The sequence below is a fragment of the uncultured Winogradskyella sp. genome, assembly GCF_947495255.1.
Classification (GTDB): domain Bacteria; phylum Bacteroidota; class Bacteroidia; order Flavobacteriales; family Flavobacteriaceae; genus Winogradskyella.
Map to the genome: position 1 here is coordinate 214,377 of NZ_CANLYI010000008.1, position 20,775 is coordinate 235,151.

At 31.7% G+C, this 20,775-nt stretch carries 19 protein-coding genes; 14 read left to right on the forward strand and 5 right to left on the reverse strand.

All coding sequences use genetic code 11. The annotated features are described in order from the left end of the window. Positions 1-94: 94 nt before the first annotated feature. Entirely contained in the window at positions 95-2,701 is a 2,607-nt protein-coding gene (gene clpB, locus Q0807_RS14625) for an ATP-dependent chaperone ClpB (RefSeq protein WP_299111027.1), read from the forward strand. 23 nt (positions 2,702-2,724) lie between these two features. Here the strand turns inward: clpB and Q0807_RS14630 are convergent, their stop codons facing one another. Together Q0807_RS14630 and mqo are read right to left on the reverse strand one after the other, a co-directional pair. Next, positions 2,725-3,762 carry an acyltransferase gene (locus Q0807_RS14630; protein WP_299111029.1) on the reverse strand — a complete coding sequence of 346 codons (1,038 nt, stop codon included), beginning with the start codon at positions 3,760-3,762 and terminating at the stop codon, positions 2,725-2,727. A 135-nt stretch (positions 3,763-3,897) separates the two neighbouring features. Next, a complete protein-coding gene (gene mqo, locus Q0807_RS14635; protein ID WP_299111031.1) occupies positions 3,898-5,385 on the reverse strand; it encodes a malate dehydrogenase (quinone) in 1,488 nt (495 codons plus the stop codon). Between the two features lie 121 nt (positions 5,386-5,506). On the opposite strand from mqo, the gene Q0807_RS14640 reads away from it, so the two are divergent. Continuing rightward, positions 5,507-6,370, forward strand: coding sequence for a TraB/GumN family protein (locus tag Q0807_RS14640; protein WP_299111034.1), 864 nt, complete (start codon positions 5,507-5,509; stop codon positions 6,368-6,370). A gap of 106 nt (positions 6,371-6,476) precedes the next feature. Here Q0807_RS14640 and Q0807_RS14645 read toward each other — a convergent pair whose 3' ends face one another. After that, the gene (locus tag Q0807_RS14645) at positions 6,477-7,091 is read right to left on the reverse strand and encodes an OmpW family protein (RefSeq protein ID WP_299111036.1); all 615 of its coding nucleotides are present in this window, start codon (positions 7,089-7,091) and stop codon (positions 6,477-6,479) included. 370 nt (positions 7,092-7,461) lie between these two features. On the opposite strand from Q0807_RS14645, the gene deoC reads away from it, so the two are divergent. From deoC to Q0807_RS14660, 3 genes are all read left to right on the forward strand, one after another. Next, complete coding sequence (deoC, locus tag Q0807_RS14650) at positions 7,462-8,124, forward strand: deoxyribose-phosphate aldolase (RefSeq protein WP_299111038.1); 663 nt, start codon at positions 7,462-7,464, stop codon at positions 8,122-8,124. Between the two features lie 195 nt (positions 8,125-8,319). Then, on the forward strand, positions 8,320-9,018 hold the full coding sequence (gene deoD, locus Q0807_RS14655; protein ID WP_299111040.1) for a purine-nucleoside phosphorylase: 699 nt from the start codon (positions 8,320-8,322) through the stop codon (positions 9,016-9,018). A 79-nt stretch (positions 9,019-9,097) separates the two neighbouring features. Beyond that, the gene (locus Q0807_RS14660) at positions 9,098-9,616 is read left to right on the forward strand and encodes a histidine phosphatase family protein (RefSeq protein ID WP_299111042.1); all 519 of its coding nucleotides are present in this window, start codon (positions 9,098-9,100) and stop codon (positions 9,614-9,616) included. On the opposite strand, the gene Q0807_RS14665 is transcribed toward Q0807_RS14660, so the two are convergent. Continuing rightward, positions 9,602-10,387 carry a DUF6503 family protein gene (locus Q0807_RS14665; RefSeq protein WP_299111044.1) on the reverse strand — a complete coding sequence of 262 codons (786 nt, stop codon included), beginning with the start codon at positions 10,385-10,387 and terminating at the stop codon, positions 9,602-9,604. The genes Q0807_RS14660 and Q0807_RS14665 overlap by 15 nt on opposite strands. A 167-nt stretch (positions 10,388-10,554) precedes the next feature. On the opposite strand from Q0807_RS14665, the gene smpB reads away from it, so the two are divergent. From smpB to Q0807_RS14685, 4 genes are all read left to right on the forward strand, one after another. Further along, entirely contained in the window at positions 10,555-11,013 is a 459-nt protein-coding gene (gene smpB, locus Q0807_RS14670; protein WP_299111046.1) for an SsrA-binding protein SmpB, read from the forward strand. A gap of 76 nt (positions 11,014-11,089) precedes the next feature. Beyond that, positions 11,090-11,926: an SH3 domain-containing protein gene (locus tag Q0807_RS14675; RefSeq protein ID WP_299111048.1), complete on the forward strand. Its 837-nt coding sequence runs from the start codon at positions 11,090-11,092 to the stop codon at positions 11,924-11,926. A 248-nt stretch (positions 11,927-12,174) separates the two neighbouring features. Then, positions 12,175-14,640 (forward strand): DUF5686 and carboxypeptidase regulatory-like domain-containing protein, encoded by a 2,466-nt coding sequence (locus tag Q0807_RS14680; RefSeq protein WP_299111050.1) that lies wholly within the window; start codon positions 12,175-12,177, stop codon positions 14,638-14,640. Positions 14,641-14,649: 9 nt separating this feature from the next. After that, positions 14,650-15,168, forward strand: a complete 519-nt coding sequence (locus Q0807_RS14685) for a hypothetical protein (protein WP_299111052.1) — start codon at positions 14,650-14,652, stop codon at positions 15,166-15,168. 118 nt (positions 15,169-15,286) lie between these two features. On the opposite strand, the gene Q0807_RS14690 is transcribed toward Q0807_RS14685, so the two are convergent. Beyond that, positions 15,287-15,928: a protein-L-isoaspartate(D-aspartate) O-methyltransferase gene (locus tag Q0807_RS14690; RefSeq protein WP_299111054.1), complete on the reverse strand. Its 642-nt coding sequence runs from the start codon at positions 15,926-15,928 to the stop codon at positions 15,287-15,289. Positions 15,929-16,080: 152 nt separating this feature from the next. Here Q0807_RS14690 and Q0807_RS14695 point away from each other — a divergent pair, with 152 nt between their 5' ends. The 5 genes from Q0807_RS14695 (at position 16,081) to Q0807_RS14715 (ending at position 20,720) form a co-directional block, all read left to right on the forward strand. Continuing rightward, complete coding sequence (locus Q0807_RS14695) at positions 16,081-17,040, forward strand: Gfo/Idh/MocA family protein (RefSeq protein WP_299111056.1); 960 nt, start codon at positions 16,081-16,083, stop codon at positions 17,038-17,040. 39 nt (positions 17,041-17,079) lie between these two features. Beyond that, positions 17,080-17,970 (forward strand): 3-hydroxyacyl-CoA dehydrogenase family protein, encoded by an 891-nt coding sequence (locus Q0807_RS14700; protein WP_299111058.1) that lies wholly within the window; start codon positions 17,080-17,082, stop codon positions 17,968-17,970. A gap of 41 nt (positions 17,971-18,011) precedes the next feature. Continuing rightward, on the forward strand, positions 18,012-18,647 hold the full coding sequence (locus Q0807_RS14705; RefSeq protein WP_299111060.1) for a M23 family metallopeptidase: 636 nt from the start codon (positions 18,012-18,014) through the stop codon (positions 18,645-18,647). 1 nt (position 18,648) lies between these two features. Continuing rightward, positions 18,649-19,887: a DUF1015 domain-containing protein gene (locus tag Q0807_RS14710; RefSeq protein ID WP_299111062.1), complete on the forward strand. Its 1,239-nt coding sequence runs from the start codon at positions 18,649-18,651 to the stop codon at positions 19,885-19,887. A 170-nt stretch (positions 19,888-20,057) separates the two neighbouring features. Next, positions 20,058-20,720 carry a YggS family pyridoxal phosphate-dependent enzyme gene (locus tag Q0807_RS14715; RefSeq protein WP_299111064.1) on the forward strand — a complete coding sequence of 221 codons (663 nt, stop codon included), beginning with the start codon at positions 20,058-20,060 and terminating at the stop codon, positions 20,718-20,720. The last annotated feature ends 55 nt before the right edge of the window (positions 20,721-20,775 follow it).

Consider the following 20,775-nt stretch of genomic DNA (forward strand, 5'->3'; position numbering starts at 1 on the left):
AAGATAATTGTTTAAAGATAGTCAAACACAACAATAAAACAAGGTTGATTTGAGAACTCAAGAAGTTTCTAGTTAACTATAAAAACAATAAAATATGAACTTTAACAATTATACAATTAAGTCGCAAGAAGCCATACAGCAAGCTCAGCAGCTTGCTCAAGGTTTTGGTCATCAGCAAATAGAAAACGAGCACATTTTTAAAGCGCTCTTTAATGTTGATGAAAACGTATTACCATTTCTACTTAAAAAGTTGAATGTTAATATTCCAATGCTACAACAAATATTAGACAAAGAACTCGAAAGTTTTCCTAAAGTATCTGGAGGAGATATTATGCTCTCTCGTGATGCTAGTAAAACGTTAAACGAAGCATCAATCATCGCTAAAAAAATGAATGATGACTATGTTTCTATTGAACATTTAGTTTTAGCTATTTTTAAATCTAAAAGTAAAATCGCCCAAATCTTAAAAGACCAAGGAGTTACTGAAAAAGGTTTAAATGCGTCGATTGAAGAATTAAGAAAAGGTGACAGAGTAACATCTCAAAGTCAAGAAGAAACTTATAACTCACTTAATAAGTATGCTAAAAACTTAAATCAATTAGCACGAGATAGCAAATTAGATCCTGTGATTGGTAGAGATGAAGAAATTAGAAGAATTCTTCAAATTTTATCTCGTAGAACAAAAAACAATCCGATTTTAGTTGGTGAACCAGGAACAGGTAAAACAGCCATTGCAGAAGGTTTAGCGCACAGAATTATAGATGGAGATATTCCTGAGAACTTAAAAGACAAGCAAATTTTTGCTTTAGACATGGGTTCCTTAATTGCAGGTGCAAAATTTAAAGGTGAATTTGAAGAGCGACTTAAAGCCGTAATCAAAGAAGTAACCGAAAGCGATGGCGATATCGTATTATTTATCGACGAGATTCATACACTCGTTGGAGCTGGTGGTGGACAAGGCGCAATGGATGCTGCAAACATTCTGAAACCTGCTTTAGCACGTGGCGAATTAAGAGCTATTGGTGCAACTACCTTAGATGAGTATCAAAAATACTTTGAGCAAGACAAAGCTTTAGAGCGTCGTTTTCAAATGGTAAAGGTGGATGAGCCAGATACTGAAAGTGCAATTTCTATTCTTCGTGGTATTAAAGAAAAGTATGAAGCGCATCACAAGGTTCAAATTAAAGATGAAGCCATTATTGGTGCTGTGGAATTATCACAACGTTATATCACCAATCGTTTCCTTCCGGATAAAGCGATTGACTTAATGGATGAGGCTGCTTCTAAATTACGAATGGAAATTAACTCTAAACCAGAAGAACTAGATGTTTTAGATCGCAAAATAATGCAGCTAGAAATTGAACATGAAGCCATTAAACGTGAAAAAGATGAAACTAAATTAAAAAGCTTAAAAGCTGATTTAGCTAATCTTAAAGAAGAACGAAATGAGCTGAATGCCAAATGGATGTCTGAAAAAGAAGTGGTAGACAACGTTCAGAATATAAAAGAAGAAATTGAAAACTTTAAAATTGAAGCTGAACGTGCAGAACGTGATGGTGATTATGGAAAAGTAGCCGAAATCAGATACGGAAAAATTAAAGAGGCGAATGAGAAACTTGAAAAATTCCAAAAAGAATTAGCAGAGCAACAAGATACATCGCTAATAAAAGAAGAAGTAACCTATGAGGATATTGCAGATGTTGTTGCAAAATGGACAGGAATACCTGTAACTAAAATGCTTCAAAGTGATCGTGAAAAATTACTAAAACTGGAAGACGAATTACACAAACGTGTTGTCGGACAAGAAGAAGCTATTGAAGCAGTTAGTGATGCTGTACGTCGCTCGAGAGCTGGACTACAAAATCCACAAAAACCAATTGGTACCTTCTTATTTTTAGGAACAACTGGTGTTGGTAAAACGGAATTGGCTAAAGCTTTAGCAGAATATTTATTTGATGATGAAAATGCAATGACTCGTATTGACATGAGTGAATATCAAGAGCGTCATGCAGTAAGTCGTTTGGTTGGTGCGCCTCCAGGATACGTTGGATATGATGAAGGTGGACAATTAACAGAAGCCGTGAGAAGAAAACCTTATTCTGTAGTCTTATTAGATGAAATTGAAAAAGCACATCCAGATACATTTAATATCTTATTACAAGTATTAGATGAAGGACGTTTAACGGACAACAAAGGAAGAATTGCAGACTTTAAAAACACTATTATAATTATGACCTCTAATATGGGAAGTCAGATTATACAAGACCGTTTTGAAGCTACAAAGGACATTCCTTCTGCCATTGAAGCTGCAAGAATAGATGTTTTAGCATTACTAAAACAAACGGTAAGACCTGAGTTCTTAAACCGAATTGATGACACTATTATGTTTACACCTTTATCTAAAGAGAACATTGTTGATATTGTAGGTTTACAACTTAAAAGCATCACTAAAATGATAGCAAAACAAGGTATTACGTTTGATGCGACACCAGAAGCAGTAAGCTATTTAGCAGATAAAGGTTATAATCCAGAATATGGAGCAAGACCTGTAAAACGAGTGATACAAAAAGATGTTTTAAACCAGTTGAGTAAAGAAATATTAGCTGGTAAGGTTACAACTGACAGTATCATTTTATTAGATGAATTCGATGGGCAGTTAGTCTTTAGAAATCAAGGTGATTTAGTTGCTGAAGAATTGTAACAATTAATATAAACGGCTTTTTTTTAAAGCCGTTTATACATTGTTTTATATAATTTATTTTTCATTTTTTTACTGTAAGGAACTTCAATAAGAAATGTAATTCCAGTGGCGAGAATTAAAGAACATACTAATGCAATTCCTGAAGAGAACCAAAAGTTAAAATTCAATTTGCCTGACAAAATTGGAATAACATATTCAGTTGATATCACTTGATGAATTAAGTACAATGAAAAAGAGATTTTACCCAAAAATAATGAAGGCTTATTTATAATGAATTTCAGTTTTCCATTTACAAATAAAGTCATCAAAGAAAAATAAAAAATCAGCATAACCGCGTATTCCCAAAAGTCTATAAACTTTTTTGAATATCCGGAATAATCAAAAAGAGATATTTGAGAGAATAAACAAAGAATGACCATTCCATAATACTTAGTTAGATTTGTGTGCTTGGTGATAATTTGATAAAATAAAATACCTGTGAAAAATAATGGCCAAAATTGTATTAAAGGCATATAATAAAACAATCTCTTGACCCAAATGTTTTCAAATTGAAAGTGAACCATTAACACAATGAATAAGGTTAAAAATATTCCTATTTTATTTATGTGTTTTATTAATTTAAAATGAAATAAAATTAACATAAAACCATAAAACAACAACTCTACTATCATAGTCCAATAGGAGTCATCAAGGTTTGGAATTTTTAAGTAAAATTGAAACATAGTCATATTTCCAAAATACTCAACAATACTTACCTTACTAAAGTCCAAGAAATAAAAGCTATGAAATAGCAATACCAAAAAAGTTAAAGTAACACTTGCCCAGTATGTTGGATACAATCTACTTATTCTATTTATTATAAATTGGCTCGATTTCTTAACATATTTAAGACTTAGTAGAATAACAAATCCGCTTATTATAAAAAATAAATCGACTCCAGTTGTTCCTAGCTTAAATCCTAAATCGGCTTGATTTTTGCCCATTGTAAAATGAAAGAAAACCACCATAATTGCTGCTAAACCTCTCAAGGCATCTAATTCTTTAAATCTTGTTTTATTCATTCAGTTAAAATTGTACAGAGCAGCACTGTAACATTTAATTCTAATAACAGTCTATATAATGATTGGTTGGTTAAGAGCAACACAAATTTCAAGCGCTTGGAAGGAGTGTTGCTCTTCCTTTTTATAATTATACTGTTATAATTTTAATGCTTTCTTAGATTTTTCAAGCTGAACTTCAAATAATTCTTTGGTTAATTCAGTATTATACATTGGTAACATTTTTTGCAATAATTGTTTTCCTTTTTCTGTATTCAGAATCTCTGGAAATGCTTTTTCTAAAACACTCATCATAACATTTGTTGCTGTAGATGCACCTGGTGAAGCCCCTAAAAGACAGGTAATACTGCCGTTTTTACTGCTCACGACTTCTGTGCCAAATTGAAGTTTACCGCCTTCATATTCATCCTTTTTAATAATCTGAACACGTTGACCTGCAACTAACAATTCCCAATCTTCACTCTTCGCGTTTTTATAAAATTTCCTTAATTCATCCATACGGTCTTCATGGCTCATACTCACCTGTTCTACCAAATATTTGGTTAATGGTAAATTGTGCCAAAAAGCACCTAGCATTGGAGATAAGTTATCGAATTGAATAGATTTTAATAAATCGAAATTAGAACCTGCTTTTAAAAATTTAGGACTAAAACCAGCGAAAGGACCAAATAACAACTCACGCTTACCATCTATATATCTTGTATCTAAATGTGGTGTAGACATTGGTGGATCATTAGGTCCTGCTTTGCTGTAAACTTTTGCGTTATGTTGCTTAATAATAGCTTCATTTCTACAAACTAACCATTCACCACTTACCGGAAATCCGCCATAACCTTCCTTCTCCTCTATTTCAACTTTTTGAAGTAATAATAAACTTGCACCTCCTGCTCCTATAAAAACATGTTTAGACTCTACATGATGTTCCTCTTTTGTTTTTAAATCTTTTAATTCAACTGTCCAATCAATATCAGGACTAGGATCTACATCTTGCACTTCCATGTTGCAATTAACTGGTGTATTATATTTGGTTTCTAGAATAGAAAAAAGTTGTTTTGTAAGATTTCCATAATTGACTTCTGCGCCTCTTTCAATGCGAGATGCTGCCATTTCTTCGTTACCAGAACGATCTTCAGCTATTAAAGGAAACCAAGTTTTCATTTTATCAATATCTCTAGTAAACTCTATAGAATCGAACAAATAGTGCTCTTTAAACGCTTTAAAACGAGCTTCTAAATAATCTGAATTTGATTTACCTGTCACCCAACTATGATGTGGTACGTTTTTAATGAAATCTTCTGGATTATCAATGAGTCCTTCTTCAACTAAAAACGACCAAAACTGTTTAGACACTTCAAATTGTCTACAAATTTCAATGGCTTTTTTAATGGATACAGAACCATCTTCTTCTTGTGGACAATAATTTAATTCACACAAAGCTGAATGTCCTGTGCCTGCATTATTCCATGCCGCAGAACTTTCTTGCGCAACATCATCTAATCTTTCAACAATAAGTACTTTTAATTCTGGTTGTAAAATTTTTGAGATTAACGCTAAGGTGGCACTCATTATTCCACCACCAACACAAATTAAATCGTATTCTATATTTGTTTCTATCTTTTTAGTCATTCTTGTTCTATTTGAAGCCTAAATATAAACAGAGAATTAGGAATATGTATTTTATTCTAATGAATCTGTAACTAATTTTAAAGTTTTATGTCTAATGCATTGTAATCAATAAAACATAAGAATGAAAAAATTAATCGCTACAGTACTATTTTCAATATTGAGTGTTATATCTATAAATGCGCAAAAATTAGAAAATTCAACACTTTGGAAAATTGAAGGAAATGGTTTAGAAAAACCATCTTACATTTTTGGAACCATTCATATTACTTGTGATGCCTCCTTAGAAGACGATGTAAAGAAAGCACTAGATGAAACATCTCAAGTAGTTTTAGAAATAGATATGGACGATCCATCAATGCAAACCAAGATGATGGGAGGCATGTACATGAAAGACGGTAAAAAAATTAGCGATTTAGTCTCTAAAGAAGATTATGCCATTATAGATTCATTAATAACTAATGAAGTTGGTATGCCTCTAAAAATGGTAGAAAACATTAAGCCTTTTTTCTTAATTGCCATGCTTTATCCAAAAATGTTAGACTGCCCAATGCAATCTTTTGAGCAAGAGCTTATGGCTGTGGCTACTGAGCAAAAAGAGGACATTAATGGTTTAGAAACTATTGAGGACCAGATGAAAGTTTTTGATGATATTCCTTATGAAGACCAAGTTGCTGACTTATTAAAAACAGCAAAAGATAATTTACAGAAAGATAGAGATATGTTTACAAAAATGTTAGACATCTATAAAGATGAAAATATAGAGGCATTGATTGCAATGATGAATGATGACGAATCTTCTTCTGTAAATAAGCATCAAGACAAGTTATTAATAAATAGAAATAAAAACTGGATCCCGAAAATTAGTGAATATGCAATTGAGCAACCTACTTTCTTTGGTGTTGGCGCAGGTCATTTAGCAGGAGAATTTGGAGTCATTAATCTACTTAGAGAAGCTGGCTATACCGTTAGTGCCATTATGGAATAATCTAATACTATCTAAAATTTAGATATAAACTTAGCATAATATATAAAACAAAAAAAATGAGCTCAAATAATGAGCTCATTTTTTGTTTATTTAAAGTTTTATTCTTTTAAAATTTCATACCAACACCTAATCCAATTACTAAAGGATCAATGTCTACTGCTACTGGCAATACGCCTTCACCTGTGTCAACATCAACATCTGTAGATAAGAACAGTTTTTTAATATCAAAGTTTAAGAACCACTTATCAGTTAAGTTATAATCTATACCAGCTTGTAAAGAAAATCCAAATGTATTTTCATAATCCATACCAGCAACATCTCCTTCATTTTCACCATAAAAGAAAGTATAGTTTACACCTGCACCAACATAAGGTTTAAAGTCATCTGCATAAAAATGATACTGCAAGTTAAGTGTTGGAGGTAATAACCAAACATGTCCCAAATCAGCACCACCTTCAAGTTCTACATCATGTTTAGTAGTTGCCAAAATAAGTTCTGCTGCAATGTTTTTAGTAAAGAAATAAGTAAAATCCAATTCAGGAACAAAAGCCGTACTAATATCTACATCAGCACCAGCAATATCATCACCAGGAGAAGGTATTACAGAAATAAGTCTAAAACGCGCCTGCCATTTGTTAAAATCATCAGATGATGTATCATCTTGAGCATTAATATTAACTGTAAAACCAATTAGTAAAATAAATAATAATAAATTTTTCATGAGATTTGTTTTTAAAATTTTACAAATTTATAATTGATAAAAAGCTCAAATACTGACAAAAGTCATAGGTCAGTTTTATAAACAATTTTTAATTATCAAGTTATTAACCTCATGCAGTTTGTTTAGACTCAATTTTAACAATACATAACTAATTGACTACTAATTAGTTATGGGTTAATAAAAAAATATTCGACGAAATGCACAATAATTTTCAACGTTTAATGTGCTTTTTAACGGATAAATATTAACTTTGTCGAGCTATTTAATTCCAACGTTACCTTTTAAGTTTAATCATTTTTGTTGTGTTCCCTTAACATAATTATGGGAATTATTGCATTAATTTTAAGTACAAAAGCCCTAACTTTTTATCATGGAATTAAATAGATTCATTGACCACACATTATTAAGCGCCTCAGCTACCGAGGCAGACGTCCTAAAACTTTGCGACGAAGCTTTAAAATATCATTTTTATTCAGTTTGTGTAAACAGTAGTTATGTTTCTCTAGCTAAACAAGCTATTGGACGATCTAATGTAAAAATTTGCTCCGTTATTGGATTTCCGCTTGGAGCAATGTCTACAGAAGCAAAAATATTTGAAGCAAAAAACGCTATAGACCAAGGCGCCACAGAAATCGATATGGTTATTAATATTGGACGCCTTAAAAGCAAAAACTATGTTGCTGTTCTTAAGGATATCAGTAAAGTAAAAAAAGCCATTGGTTTTACAACGCTAAAAGTTATTTTAGAAATAAGTGAACTTTCTAAAAACGAAATTGTAAAAGCTTGTGAAATTTGCATCGACGCCAAAGCCGATTTTGTAAAAACATCAACAGGTTTCTCCAAAAGTGGAGCGACGTTAACTGCTGTAAAGATTATGAAAAAAACGGTAAGAGGCCAACTTAAAATAAAAGCTTCTGGAGGCATTAGAGATGCTGAAACTGCTCTTAAATACATTGAAGTTGGTGTTTCTAGAATTGGTGCATCTGCAGGTGTTGCTATGATGAATGACGAATATTCAACCGCAGCCTATTAGATACTCTACTCTCTCACTTTGAAGTGATTTATACTTTTTTTTGATTTTGAATTGTATTCAAATTATCTTAAAGCTCCTATAGTGCTATGACTAATTTTGGCTTAGATAGTATAAAACAGGAATTTTGATGAAATTTTGTTAAAATTTGAAGTAAAAATAAAAAGTATAAATCACTTCTTTGCTTAACTTTGTAATATGAGTGTACATATCGAAGCCAAAAAAGGCGAAATTGCAGAGACTATTTTACTTCCAGGAGATCCATTAAGAGCAAAATGGATTGCTGAAACATTTTTTGAAAACCCAGTTTGTTTTAACAAAGTCAGAGGCATGTATGGCTATACAGGCACTTACAAAGGCAAAAGAGTTTCTACTATGGGAACAGGAATGGGAGTTCCGAGTATTTCTATTTATTCGCATGAATTAATAACAGAATATGGCGTGAAAAACTTAATTAGAGTTGGAAGTGCTGGATCGTACCAAAAGGATGTAAAAATTAGGGATGTTGTTTTAGCAATGTCTGCCTCTTCTACTTCTGGTGTTAACGAATTGCGTTTTGGAGGTGCAGACTACGCACCTACTGCAGATTTTGGCTTGTTTATGAAAGCTGTAGAAGCTGCACGAGCTAAAAACATAGAAATTAAGGCTGGTAACGTTTTGTCTTCAGATGAATTTTACGAAGATGACAAAGAGTCTTTTAAAAAGTGGTCTAAATTCGGAGTGCTTTGTGTAGAAATGGAAGCTGCTGGTTTATATACCATTGCCGCAAAACATAATGCAAATGCATTAGCCATTTTAACTATTTCGGATTCTTTGGTTTCAGGTGAATCCACAACTAGCAAGGAACGCGAAACTACTTTTAAAAATATGATTGAAGTGGCTCTAGAATTAGCTTAACACCACAAAAACTAACAATCTTTTTCAATTATTATTATTATTATTAATTAAAGAATTTAATTCTATTCGTATAACAATCATGAAAAAAATAATCCTAATACTACTTATAACTTTAGTCGCATTTCCATCTTGTAAAGAAAAGACAACGGAAGAAAATGAAGACGTCATTGCAACCTACTACCTAATAAGACATGCAGAAAAAGACAGAGGCGATAAAAAGAATAAAGACCCACATTTAACTACAATTGGCCGCAAACGTGCAGAAAATTGGAAAAAACATTTTAAAGGTGTAAACTTTGATGCTGTATATTCTACCAATTACAACAGAACCAAAGAAACAGCAACTCCAACGGCAAAAGCTAATAATTTAGTGCTTCATTTTTACAATCCTTCAGACTTTAAAATTGAAGAATTCATGGAAAAAACAAAAGGAAAAACAGTTCTTATTGTTGGCCACAGTAATACCACTCCAAAATTTGCAAATGCGTTATTAGGTGAAGATAAATATGATGATATTGAAGACCATAATAATGCGAATTTGTATAAAGTTACTTTTACAAAAGATGGTAAATTTTCAGAGTTATTAATTGTCAACTAGCTGAACTTCTATATTCTTTAATTCAATTTTAGACAACAATTCTAACTGATTATTTTCAAAAACTTTACCTAGGTTTTCTAGAATAAACTTCGCATCCTCGGCTTTATAATTGTTATAGTCTACAAAACGTAATCCATTAACATAACGTTCATTATAAGCTTCTCTAAAACGCATTCCTATTTCCTTACCCTCATTATATGAATATGCAAAGTAATCCAACTTAAAAGAGTGTTTATTAATCCAATAAATAAAAATATCTTCATGGTCTTCGCCTCCACCTTCTGCACTAAATGTAACTTTAATCTTATAATAATCTTTACCTTTTATTTGCTCACTTACTAACAGTGCTTTATTTACGGCTTCATCATTTAAACCATAAGGTAAAACGGAAAAATAGTGTACCGAATTAACTGAAGCTTCATACTTTTTAGCAATGGAATCTTCGAGTTTCACGAAGTCTTTATTATCATAGCGTTCAAAACCTACATTACTCAACATATCAAAAATAGAATCGTTATCCTTTACTAAAATGCGTACTAAAAGAAATTCGTGATTCTTACGAAGTGCCTGGTAATAAACATCCCTAAATTCAAATTTTAAACTCGATTTTTTAAACTTTTCACCACCAGAAACTTCAATAGATTTATTAATAATCTCATCTGCAGTTAAGGCCTTAGTAACAGCTTCAGTAGTTATTGTATTTGTGTTAGAATTTTCATTCTTACATCCAAAAAGGACAACAACAAATACGAGTAGCAAATAATTCTTCATGATTAATTTATTTTCTAAAAATAAAGTCGTAAAACTAAAGATAAGATTACAATTTAATGAAGCATTAACGAATTCTTAGCAACTCTTAATCATTGTAGATTTTAAACTTCAAAAGTTATTTAAACGAAACTTTCTAACTAATAACTAAAAAACTATCTTTGCCATCCATGCAAAATAAGGTTAACATACTTAATAAGAAAGCAAAATTTCAGTACGAGATATTAGATAAATATACGGCTGGGATTGTACTTAGCGGAACTGAGATTAAATCTATTAGATCCAGCAAGGCTTCTATTGCCGAAAGTTTCTGCGAGTTTAATGAGCGTGGGGAACTTTTTGTTATTAATATGACGGTAGAAGAATACGCTTATGGCAACTACTACAACCACAGACCAAAAGCAGAACGTAAACTACTGCTTAATAAAAAAGAGCTTAAAAAGTTAAAAAAGGAAATAGACGTAAAAGGAAATGCTATTATTCCTTTAAAACTTTTTGTTAACGATAGAGGTTTAGCTAAACTAGTAATTGGTTTAGGAAAAGGTAAAAAACTCTATGATAAGCGCGAAACCATTAAAGATCGCGACAACAAGCGAAATTTAGACCGTATTAAGAAAGATTTCCGTTAGAAGACTCCTTTTATTATCTGCTATATTTATTATAAAAACAGTCTTGTTTTTATTAACTTACTTGCAAATATTTAAAATGAACAAGCTTGTAATCGTCCTATTTTTAGTTTTTAACTTTGGCAATGCTCAAGACCAAAACTATCTAGAATTTAGTAAAGAATTTGAAATTAACGAAAAGGTCTATCTATTTGGAGACAACGTGAAATTAAGAAAATCACCTTCAACAAATTCTGAAATCATAACACTTCTAAAAATTGGAGAACCTTTAAAAATAGTAGAAAAAAGTACAGAAACTTTAATGTACAATGGTATAGATTCACCTTGGTATAAAGTAAAATACAATAATCAGCAAGGCTATGTACTTGGTGGATTAATCTCTGCAACTGAAAAGAAAGATGGTAATGTTAGATTCCTTTTCAACTTTGAAATCGAAGATTCTAAACTATACGTAACAACAAGAGTTTTAACTGATACAACATCCAAATATTTTGAAAACAAATCAGAATTTAGAGGTGATAATTATTTATTTACAATTCATTTCTATGATAATAAAGGTATTGAAGACATTAACAATATCCTATTTGTTAATTATGTACCAGAATCTTGTGGAGCAAACTCAGGTGGTTACTACCTTTTTCTAGATGATAATGGATTATACAAAGTTTTAGACTTAAGGTCTGGTGCAGATATTGGCTTTTGGGAGTCCGAAACTTTAATTTTCCCAAATGACCCAAATGGAGAAAAAGACAAGATTATCTTTTTAAAGGAAGATGGACAATATCCAGATGATGAAGAATCAGACGATGAACCCATTTGGGAAAAAACGAGTAGTATTAAAATTGATTTAAAATGGGTGGACTCTAAAGTTTCACCTAATCCTAGAACTGTTTTAGACAAGATTGGTGACTATTAAATCTTATTACCAACTACTTACTCTTCGTTTTTAAGTTTCTTTAACTAAAGGAATTACAACTTTAAGATTCCTATAACTTTTACATTATATTTTTAGTCTATGTTTGAGACAGTATAAATTATTAGCGAAATTATTTAATACCCTAAGCAACCTTTTATCATAAAACTACGTCTTCATATATGTAAGGCATAATGTTTGTGATAAATCACAAATCTTAAGTCATTACCTAATCATCAATCTAAAATAATATGCAAAAAAAACTACTCTTCATCTTTTTAATTGCGTTCAGTACAATGGTTTCTGCTCAAATTACCGGAAACATCACAGATCAAAACAATAATCCGCTTCCCTTTGTAAACATTTTAATCGAAAACACATACAAAGGCACAACGAGTAATGACGACGGTTATTACGAGCTTAACATTTCTCAAACAAAAGACTACACCATCATTTATAGTTATTTGGGCTATAAAACGGTTAAAAAATCAGTTTCAATTTCAAAATTCCCTTATCAATTAGATATTTCTTTAGAGGAAGAATCTGTCTCTCTTGGCGAAGTTGTAATAGATGCAGAAAACGATCCTGCAAATGCAATTATGAGACAAGCCATTGCGCAACGCCAAGCTAATCTCGAAAAAATTGAGTCTTTTAAAGCCGATTTCTATTCTAGAGGATTAATAAAAATAAAGAATGCTCCAGAAAAAATAATGGGTCAAGAAGTTGGCGATTTAGGTGGTGGATTAGATTCTACAAGAAGTGGAATTATTTATTTATCTGAAACCATTTCAAAAATTCAATTTTTAAGTCCAGATAAATTAAAAGAAAAAATTAACGCTTCAAAAATTAGTGGTAACAGTAATGGTTTTAGCTTTAATACAGCTTTAGAAGTGGACTTCAATTTCTACAATAACACAATAAATTTCGGTAACGAAATTATATCACCAATCGCTAACAATGCCTTTGGTTACTACAAATACAAGCTAGATGGTGTTTTTTATGATGACAGAGGTAATTTAATAAACAAAGTTAAAGTAACTCCAAAACGTAAAAACGACCCTGTTTTCTCTGGCTATATTTATATTGTAGAAGACCAATGGGATATTTATGCATTAGAATTAGATATTACAGGTGTTCAAGCCAAAAATCCGGCTGTAGATATTATCTCACTACAACAGAGCTTTTCTTATTCTGAAAGCAATGATATTTGGGCAAAAATCTCTCAGAGTATCGATTTCAAATACGGATTATTCGGCATAAAAGGAGATGGTCGTTTTACTGCCGTTTATAGCAATTACGAATTCAATTCAGGATTAACCCGAAAGGATTTTAATAAAGAAATTGTCTCTTTTGAAAACGAAGCCAATAAAAAAGACTCTTTATTCTGGAATAAAATTAGACCTGTTCCTCTTACTTTAGAAGAACGTAACGACTATGTTACAAAAGATAGCATTCAAATTGTGCATGAGTCTAAACCTTATTTAGATTCTGTAGATCACGCTAAAAACAAATTCAAAATTGGAAATATTTTAGGCTACACCTATCAAAATTCGCATAAAAACTATCGTTTAGGGTTTGACATACCTCCTACTGCTACTCAGTTTAACACCGTACAAGGTTTCGCCGTTGGAGCAAACGTGTTTTATACTAAAGGCTATGATGATTATAAACGTTATTTAACCGTAAACGGAAATCTTCAATATGGAATTTCAGATGATAGATTACGAGCAACGGGTGGAGCAACTTATAAATTTAATAGCGTAAGCAATTCATATTTAACTTTATATGGAGGCGTTACAACCGTTCAATTTAATCCTGCAGATCCAATTTCACCATTAATAAATGGTATCAGCTCATTGTTTTTTGAGGATAACTACATGAAAATCTACGACAAGAGTTTTGTTACCGCTAATTATTCGGAAGAACTCTTTAACGGATTTAGGCTGTTTACAGGTTTAACTTACGAAAGACGAAAAGCACTTTTCAACACCACAGACCAAACTTATATTAATGATGATAACGATGCTTACACAAGCAATAATCCATTAAATGAATTGGCTTACGGAGTTGCACCTTTCCAAACACATAACATGCTAAAAGGTGTAATCAATGCTCGTATAAACTTTGGGCAAGAATACATGAGTTATCCTGATGCCAAGTACAATGTTGGAAATGATGATTATCCAACGTTACATTTAGGTTACGAAAAAGCATTTGGAGCGACTGTGGATGATTATAATTTTGACCAGATTAAGATTCGCTTAACACAATCCTTTAATGTAAAAGATAAAGGTAGATTTAACTATAATCTAAAAGCCGGAAAGTTTTTTAATGCAGACGATATCGCGTTTATGGATTACCAACATTTTAATGGTAACCAAACACACGTAAGCTTTGATGGCAACTACACTAATGTATTTAACAATTTAGATTACTATTCCGCAAGCACAAACGATTCTTATTTTGAAGCGCATGCCGAACACGATTTTAATGGATTTCTTTTAGGAAAAGTTCCATTAATAAACAAGTTGAATTTCAATTTAGTAATTGGTGCTCATTTATTAGCAACTCCAGATGTTAAGCCTTATCAAGAGTATTCAATTGGTTTAGATAATATTGGTTTCGGAAAATGGCGTTTCTTAAGAGTAGATTATTTACGGTCCTACCAAAGCGGATTTAAAAGTGATGCAATTGTATTTGGTTTGAAATTCTTTTAACTTTATAGCATGAAAAAAATCATATTAATACTATTCTTATTTTCATTTGTAACATTTGCTCAAGAAAAAAAAGACTATTCAAAAAACGTTGCCACCTTAGATAGCACAATTGCGACTTTATATTCAGTAATTTCTGGTGATAAAGGTGTAAAACGCGATTGGGCTTTATTTAAACATCTCTTCAAAAAAGATGCAAAACTCATCGCAACCGGAAAAAACCCAAAAGGAGAAACTGTTGTCCGTTATATGTCTACCGAAGACTATATAAACACTTCAGGTAATTGGTTAGTAGAAAACGGTTTTCATGAAGTTGAAATTAATCGAGAAACTCAAGTTTTTGGAAATATAGCGCACGTTTTCACGACTTACGAAGCCTTTAAAAGCAAAGACGACAAAGAACCTTTTATGAGAGGTATCAATAGTGTTCAATTATTTAATGACGGAAAACGTTGGTGGATTATTAATATTTACTGGACACAAGAATCTGATGAAAATCCTATTCCTGAGGTTTATTTGTCTAAAAATTAATAGACTTTAAACACTAATCTCTATTTCGTTAGAAATCTTCTCGATACAAAGTTTCAAAAAAAGAAATTTCACTCGAAGTGACGTTAGCTACAAAATTTTGATTCTTTTTCGAAAAAAACTAATTCTTATCTTCTAACATGGGTACAAATCTAAAATCACCAAATTCATGTTTTTCAAATTCTTTTGGCCCTTTTCTAATAAACATCGTCATTACTTGTACATCGTCACCTACAGGTATTACTAAACGTCCACCAATAGCCAACTGACTCAATAACGGATTAGGTACATAAGGCGCGCCAGCAGTTACAATAATACTTTGAAAAGGTGCTTCTTCTGGTAATCCTTTATAACCATCACCAAATATTAATTGTTTTGCTCTATAGCCAATTTTAGGTAAAAACTTAGATGTTTTTTTAAATAGTTCTTGCTGACGTTCTATACTATAAACCTTAGCTCCAAGTTCTAATAGTACAGCTGTCTGGTAACCACTACCTGTCCCTATTTCTAAAACTTTATCACCTTGTTTTACTTGTAATAATTCAGATTGAAAAGCTACAGTATAAGGTTGAGAAATCGTTTGATCAGCAGCAATAGGAAATGCTTTATCTTGGTAAGCATGGTCAATAAAACCAGAATCCATAAACAAATGTCTAGGTATTTTTCCAATAGCCTTTAAGACTCCTTGGTTTTTAATTTCTTTTTTTATCAGAGTTTCAACAAGTTGTTGGCGCATTCCTTGATGCTTAAATGTGTCTTTCAAAGCGTAGTTTAGTTTACGCTAAATTAATTTAAAGATGCAGAATTTCAAAGAAAGAATTTAAACAATATTTTATTATCATTTTCGCAGTATTTTATATTTTCTTTTTTCAATTTCTGAGCGAAAACGACTATTTTTGTTAAAAACAGAAAAACATGCTAAAAGCTGGTGTTCTTGGTGCTGGTCACCTCGGAAAAATACATTTAAGGTTACTTAACCAATCTAATAAATATGATCTCGTTGGTTTTTACGATGCAGATCCAGAAAATGCAAAACTTGTAGTTGAAGAATTCGGTTATAAATATTTTGATTCTATAGACGATTTAATCGATGCTGTAGATGTTGTAGATATTGTTACGCCAACGCTTTCTCACTACGATTGCGCTAAAGTAGCTATCAAAAAAGGAAAACATATTTTTATAGAAAAACCAATTACCAACAGAGTAGAAGAAGCTGAAACCATTAGAACTTTGGTTGCAGAACATGGTGTAAAAGGTCAAGTTGGACATGTAGAGCGATTTAATCCTGCATTTATTGGCGTAAAAGACCAGATAGTAAACCCTATGTTTATTGAGTGTCACAGATTAGCAGAGTTTAATCCTCGTGGCACTGATGTACCTGTGGTTTTAGACTTAATGATCCATGATATTGATATCATTTTAAGTGTAGTACAATCACCTGTAAAACATATTTCTGCAAGTGGCGTTTCTGTAGTGAGTGAAACACCAGATATTGCCAATGCAAGAATTGAGTTTAAAAACGGTTGTGTCGCTAATTTAACAGCAAGTAGAATTTCATTAAAGAACATGCGTAAAACGCGATTCTTTCAAAAAGATGCTTACATCTCTGTAGATTTTCTTGAAAAGAAATGTGAGGTCGTAAAAATGAAAGATGCACCAGATAATCCTGGTGATTTTGATATGATTCTTCAGAATGCAGAAGGTATTAAAAAACAAATCTATTTTGACAATCCAGAAATAACCAATAACAATGCTATTTTAGATGAGTTAGAAACATTCGCTGATGCAATTAATAATAACACTAAGCCAGTGGTTACTTTGCATGATGGCACGGAAGCTTTACGAGTTGCTAATATGATTATTAATCAGTTTTAATTCAACTTCAACTACACAAACTTTTCAACTTTTAAATTAATGAAAAACATAGCAGTTATAGGTGCAGGAACCATGGGAAATGGAATTGCCCACACATTTGCACAATCGGGATTTAATGTACAGCTTATAGATATTAGTGAAGACTCTTTAAAACGAGGCATGGATACCATTGCTCGAAATTTAGACAGAATGGTTGCTAAAGAAAAAATTAGTGAAGCTGATAAATTAACTACTTTAGGTAATATAACAACATTTACAAGCACTGAAGACGGTGTTAAAAATGCTGACTTAGTCGTTGAAGCTGCAACTGAAAATCTAGATTTAAAACTAAAAATATTTAAGCAGTTAAATGCTGTCTGTGGTGATAAAACCATTTTAGCGACAAACACATCTTCAATTTCTATTACTCAGATTGCTGCAGTAACATCGAGACCAGAGAAAGTTATTGGTATGCATTTTATGAATCCTGTGCCAATTATGAAATTGGTTGAAATCATTAGAGGTTACAGCACAAGTGATGAAGTAACTTCTACAATCATGGAATTATCTAAAACGTTAGGTAAAACACCAACAGAAGTTAACGATTATCCTGGTTTTGTAGCTAACCGAATTTTAATGCCAATGATTAACGAATCTATTGAAACACTTTACAATGGTGTTGCTGGTGTTGAAGAAATTGATACGGTTATGAAATTAGGAATGGCACATCCAATGGGTCCTTTGCAATTAGCAGATTTTATTGGATTAGATGTTTGTTTATCTATTCTTAATGTAATGTATGATGGTTTTAAAAACCCCAAATATGCACCTTGTCCTCTACTCGTTAATATGGTAATGGCTGGGAAATTAGGTATTAAATCTGGTGAAGGATTTTATGATTACGCTGAGAGTAGAAAAGCTGAGAAGGTTTCTGTACAATTCTCAAAGTAACTTCATGCTTGTCATTACAATGGCAGGAGCCAAAAAATAATATGAAGTATCAATTAATATATTGTCTTTTCTGTTTTGTAGTATTGTCTTGTAACAATAAAACAAAGAATACTGACTCAGATAATTCAAATATAGCCGAAGTATTAAAGGATACAATAATTGAGATAGAACAACAAAAAGATTACAAAACACTTATTTTAAAAGATACGACGTTTATATCCGAAGGTTTCGATTTTCCGGTTGGAAAACCTAATGCAAAAGGCTATTATAATGCTCAAAAGTTTCAAGAGAACAACTATTTAGGAGATGATTGGAATGGTGTTGGAGGAGGAAATTCAGACTTAGGAGACCCTATTTACGCCATAGCTAATGGATATATTAGTGAAGTTAAAGATTATGAAGGTGGCTGGGGAAATGTGATAAGAATTGTGCATTTACATAACAATCAACTTTACGAGTCACTGTATGCACATTGCGATTCTATTTTAGTAAATTCTAATCGTTTTATAAAAAAAGGAGAACAAGTTGCCACTATAGGAAATTGTAATGGAGCGTATTTTGCACATCTTCATCTCGAAATTAGAAATGAAGTAGATTTAGATATTGGTGGTGGTTATTCTGAAGATACAACTGGCTATTTAGACCCAACCGATTTTATTAAAAAAAACAGAAACTAAAGTGGTAAAAATCATCCCGTTTAAAGCCGTAAAACCAACAAGAGCTATTGTTGGTCTTGTGGCATCGCGTCCGTATCAAAGCTATACTTTAGATGAACGCGAATCTCGAATGGCATATAATCCATACAGTTTTCTTCATATTGTAAATCCTGGTTATAAATACGCACAAGAAGTTACAGGCGAAGAACGCTATAAACTTGTAAAAAATAGATACTCAGAATTTAAGGAAGATGGTGTTTTTGTTCAAGATGAAAAACCTTCGTTTTATGTTTATAAAATTGTAAATCGACTTGGCCAAGAATTCTGTGGAATTATAGCTGCAACAAGTGCTGAAGATTACGAAAAAAACGTAATTAAAAAACATGAAGACACTATAGCTAAACGCGAAGAAACCTTTAAAAGTTATCTTCAAACGGTTGGTTTTAATGCAGAACCTGTGCTTCTCACCTATCCTGATAATACTACAATTGCAGAAATTATAAAGGAAACACAAAAGGGTTATGCCGAGTTTGAATTTACAATGACCTACAGAGACACACATTATTTATGGAAAATAGATAATGCAGAAACTATTAAGACGATTCAGCATGAATTCAGTAAAATGAACACGGTTTATATTGCAGATGGTCATCACAGATCAGCTTCATCTTATTTGTTATATAAAGATGAAAAAGCAAAAAATCCAAATCATAATGGAAGCGAATCATATAACTTTTTTATGTCGTATTTAATACCCGAATCCAATTTGGTTATTCACGAATTTAATAGACTCATAAAAGATTTAAACGGCTTAACAAAAGAAGAGTTTTTAATAAAATTAGATGCTTCTTATCGAATTGAAAACAGAGGTTTAATACCTTATAATCCTTCAAAAGCACATCATTTTAGTATGTATTTAGATGGAGAATTTTATTCGCTCTATTTACGAAAAGGCAATTACGATTTTAAAACCGCTTTAGACGAATTAGATGCACAATTGCTTTATAAAACCATACTTAAACCTATTTTAGAAATTGAAGATTTAAGACACGATAATCGTATTGCATACGTTAATGGTAAACACGAAATGATTACTATTAAAAGCAGTGTTGATAATGGTGAATTTAAAGTTGGTTTTGGCATGTGTCCTTCAAACGTAGAACAGATGAAGCAAATTGCAGACGAAGGCTTAACCATGCCACCAAAAAGCACTTATATTTTACCTAAATTGAGAAGTGGAATTACTATATATGAGTATTAACAATTTAATCTATGAGAGCTATTCTAATTTTAATTTTATTACTTCTTTTTTTAATTGTTAAAGTGGAAAAATTAACCAACCAAAAAGAATATTAATTCAACAAAAGACTCAATGTATTTAGTAAATAAAGGTCTCAATTATATTAACAATTTCAGTTCCGAAAAATAATTATGAGTATTAAAGACAACCTTAAAAACATTAAATCCAGAATACCAGAAAACGTCACTTTAGTCGCCGTTTCAAAAACTAAACCTGTAAGTGATTTAATGGAAGCTTATAATACTGGTCAGCGCATTTTTGGAGAAAACAAAATCCAAGAAATGGCAGATAAACATGCTGAAATGCCAAAAGATATTGAATGGCACATGATTGGACATGTACAGCGAAATAAAGTAAAATACATGGCTGAGTTTGTGAGTTTAATTCATGGTGTGGACAGTTTTAAACTATTAAGAGAAATAGATAAGCAAGCTAAAAATCACAATAGAACTATAGATTGTTTATTACAAATTAAAATTGCAGAAGAAGACAGTAAATTCGGAATGTCAGTAAGCGATGCTTCTGCCCTATTACAATCTAATGAATTTTCAGAATTAAAAAACATTAAGGTCGTTGGCCTAATGGGAATGGCAACTTTTACAGATAATATGAATCAGGTTGAAAAAGAATTTAAATTCTTAAACAACACGTTTTCAGAACTTAAAAACACAAATCCTGAACTAAAAATTAAAAGTATGGGAATGAGTGGTGATTACCAGTTAGCAATTGCTTGTGGAAGTACCATGGTTCGGGTAGGAAGTAGTATATTTGGTGTAAGAAATTACAATAATTAGTTGATGTCTAAGTTTCAATACATACAATTATTTTACTAACTTCAAATAACAGAAC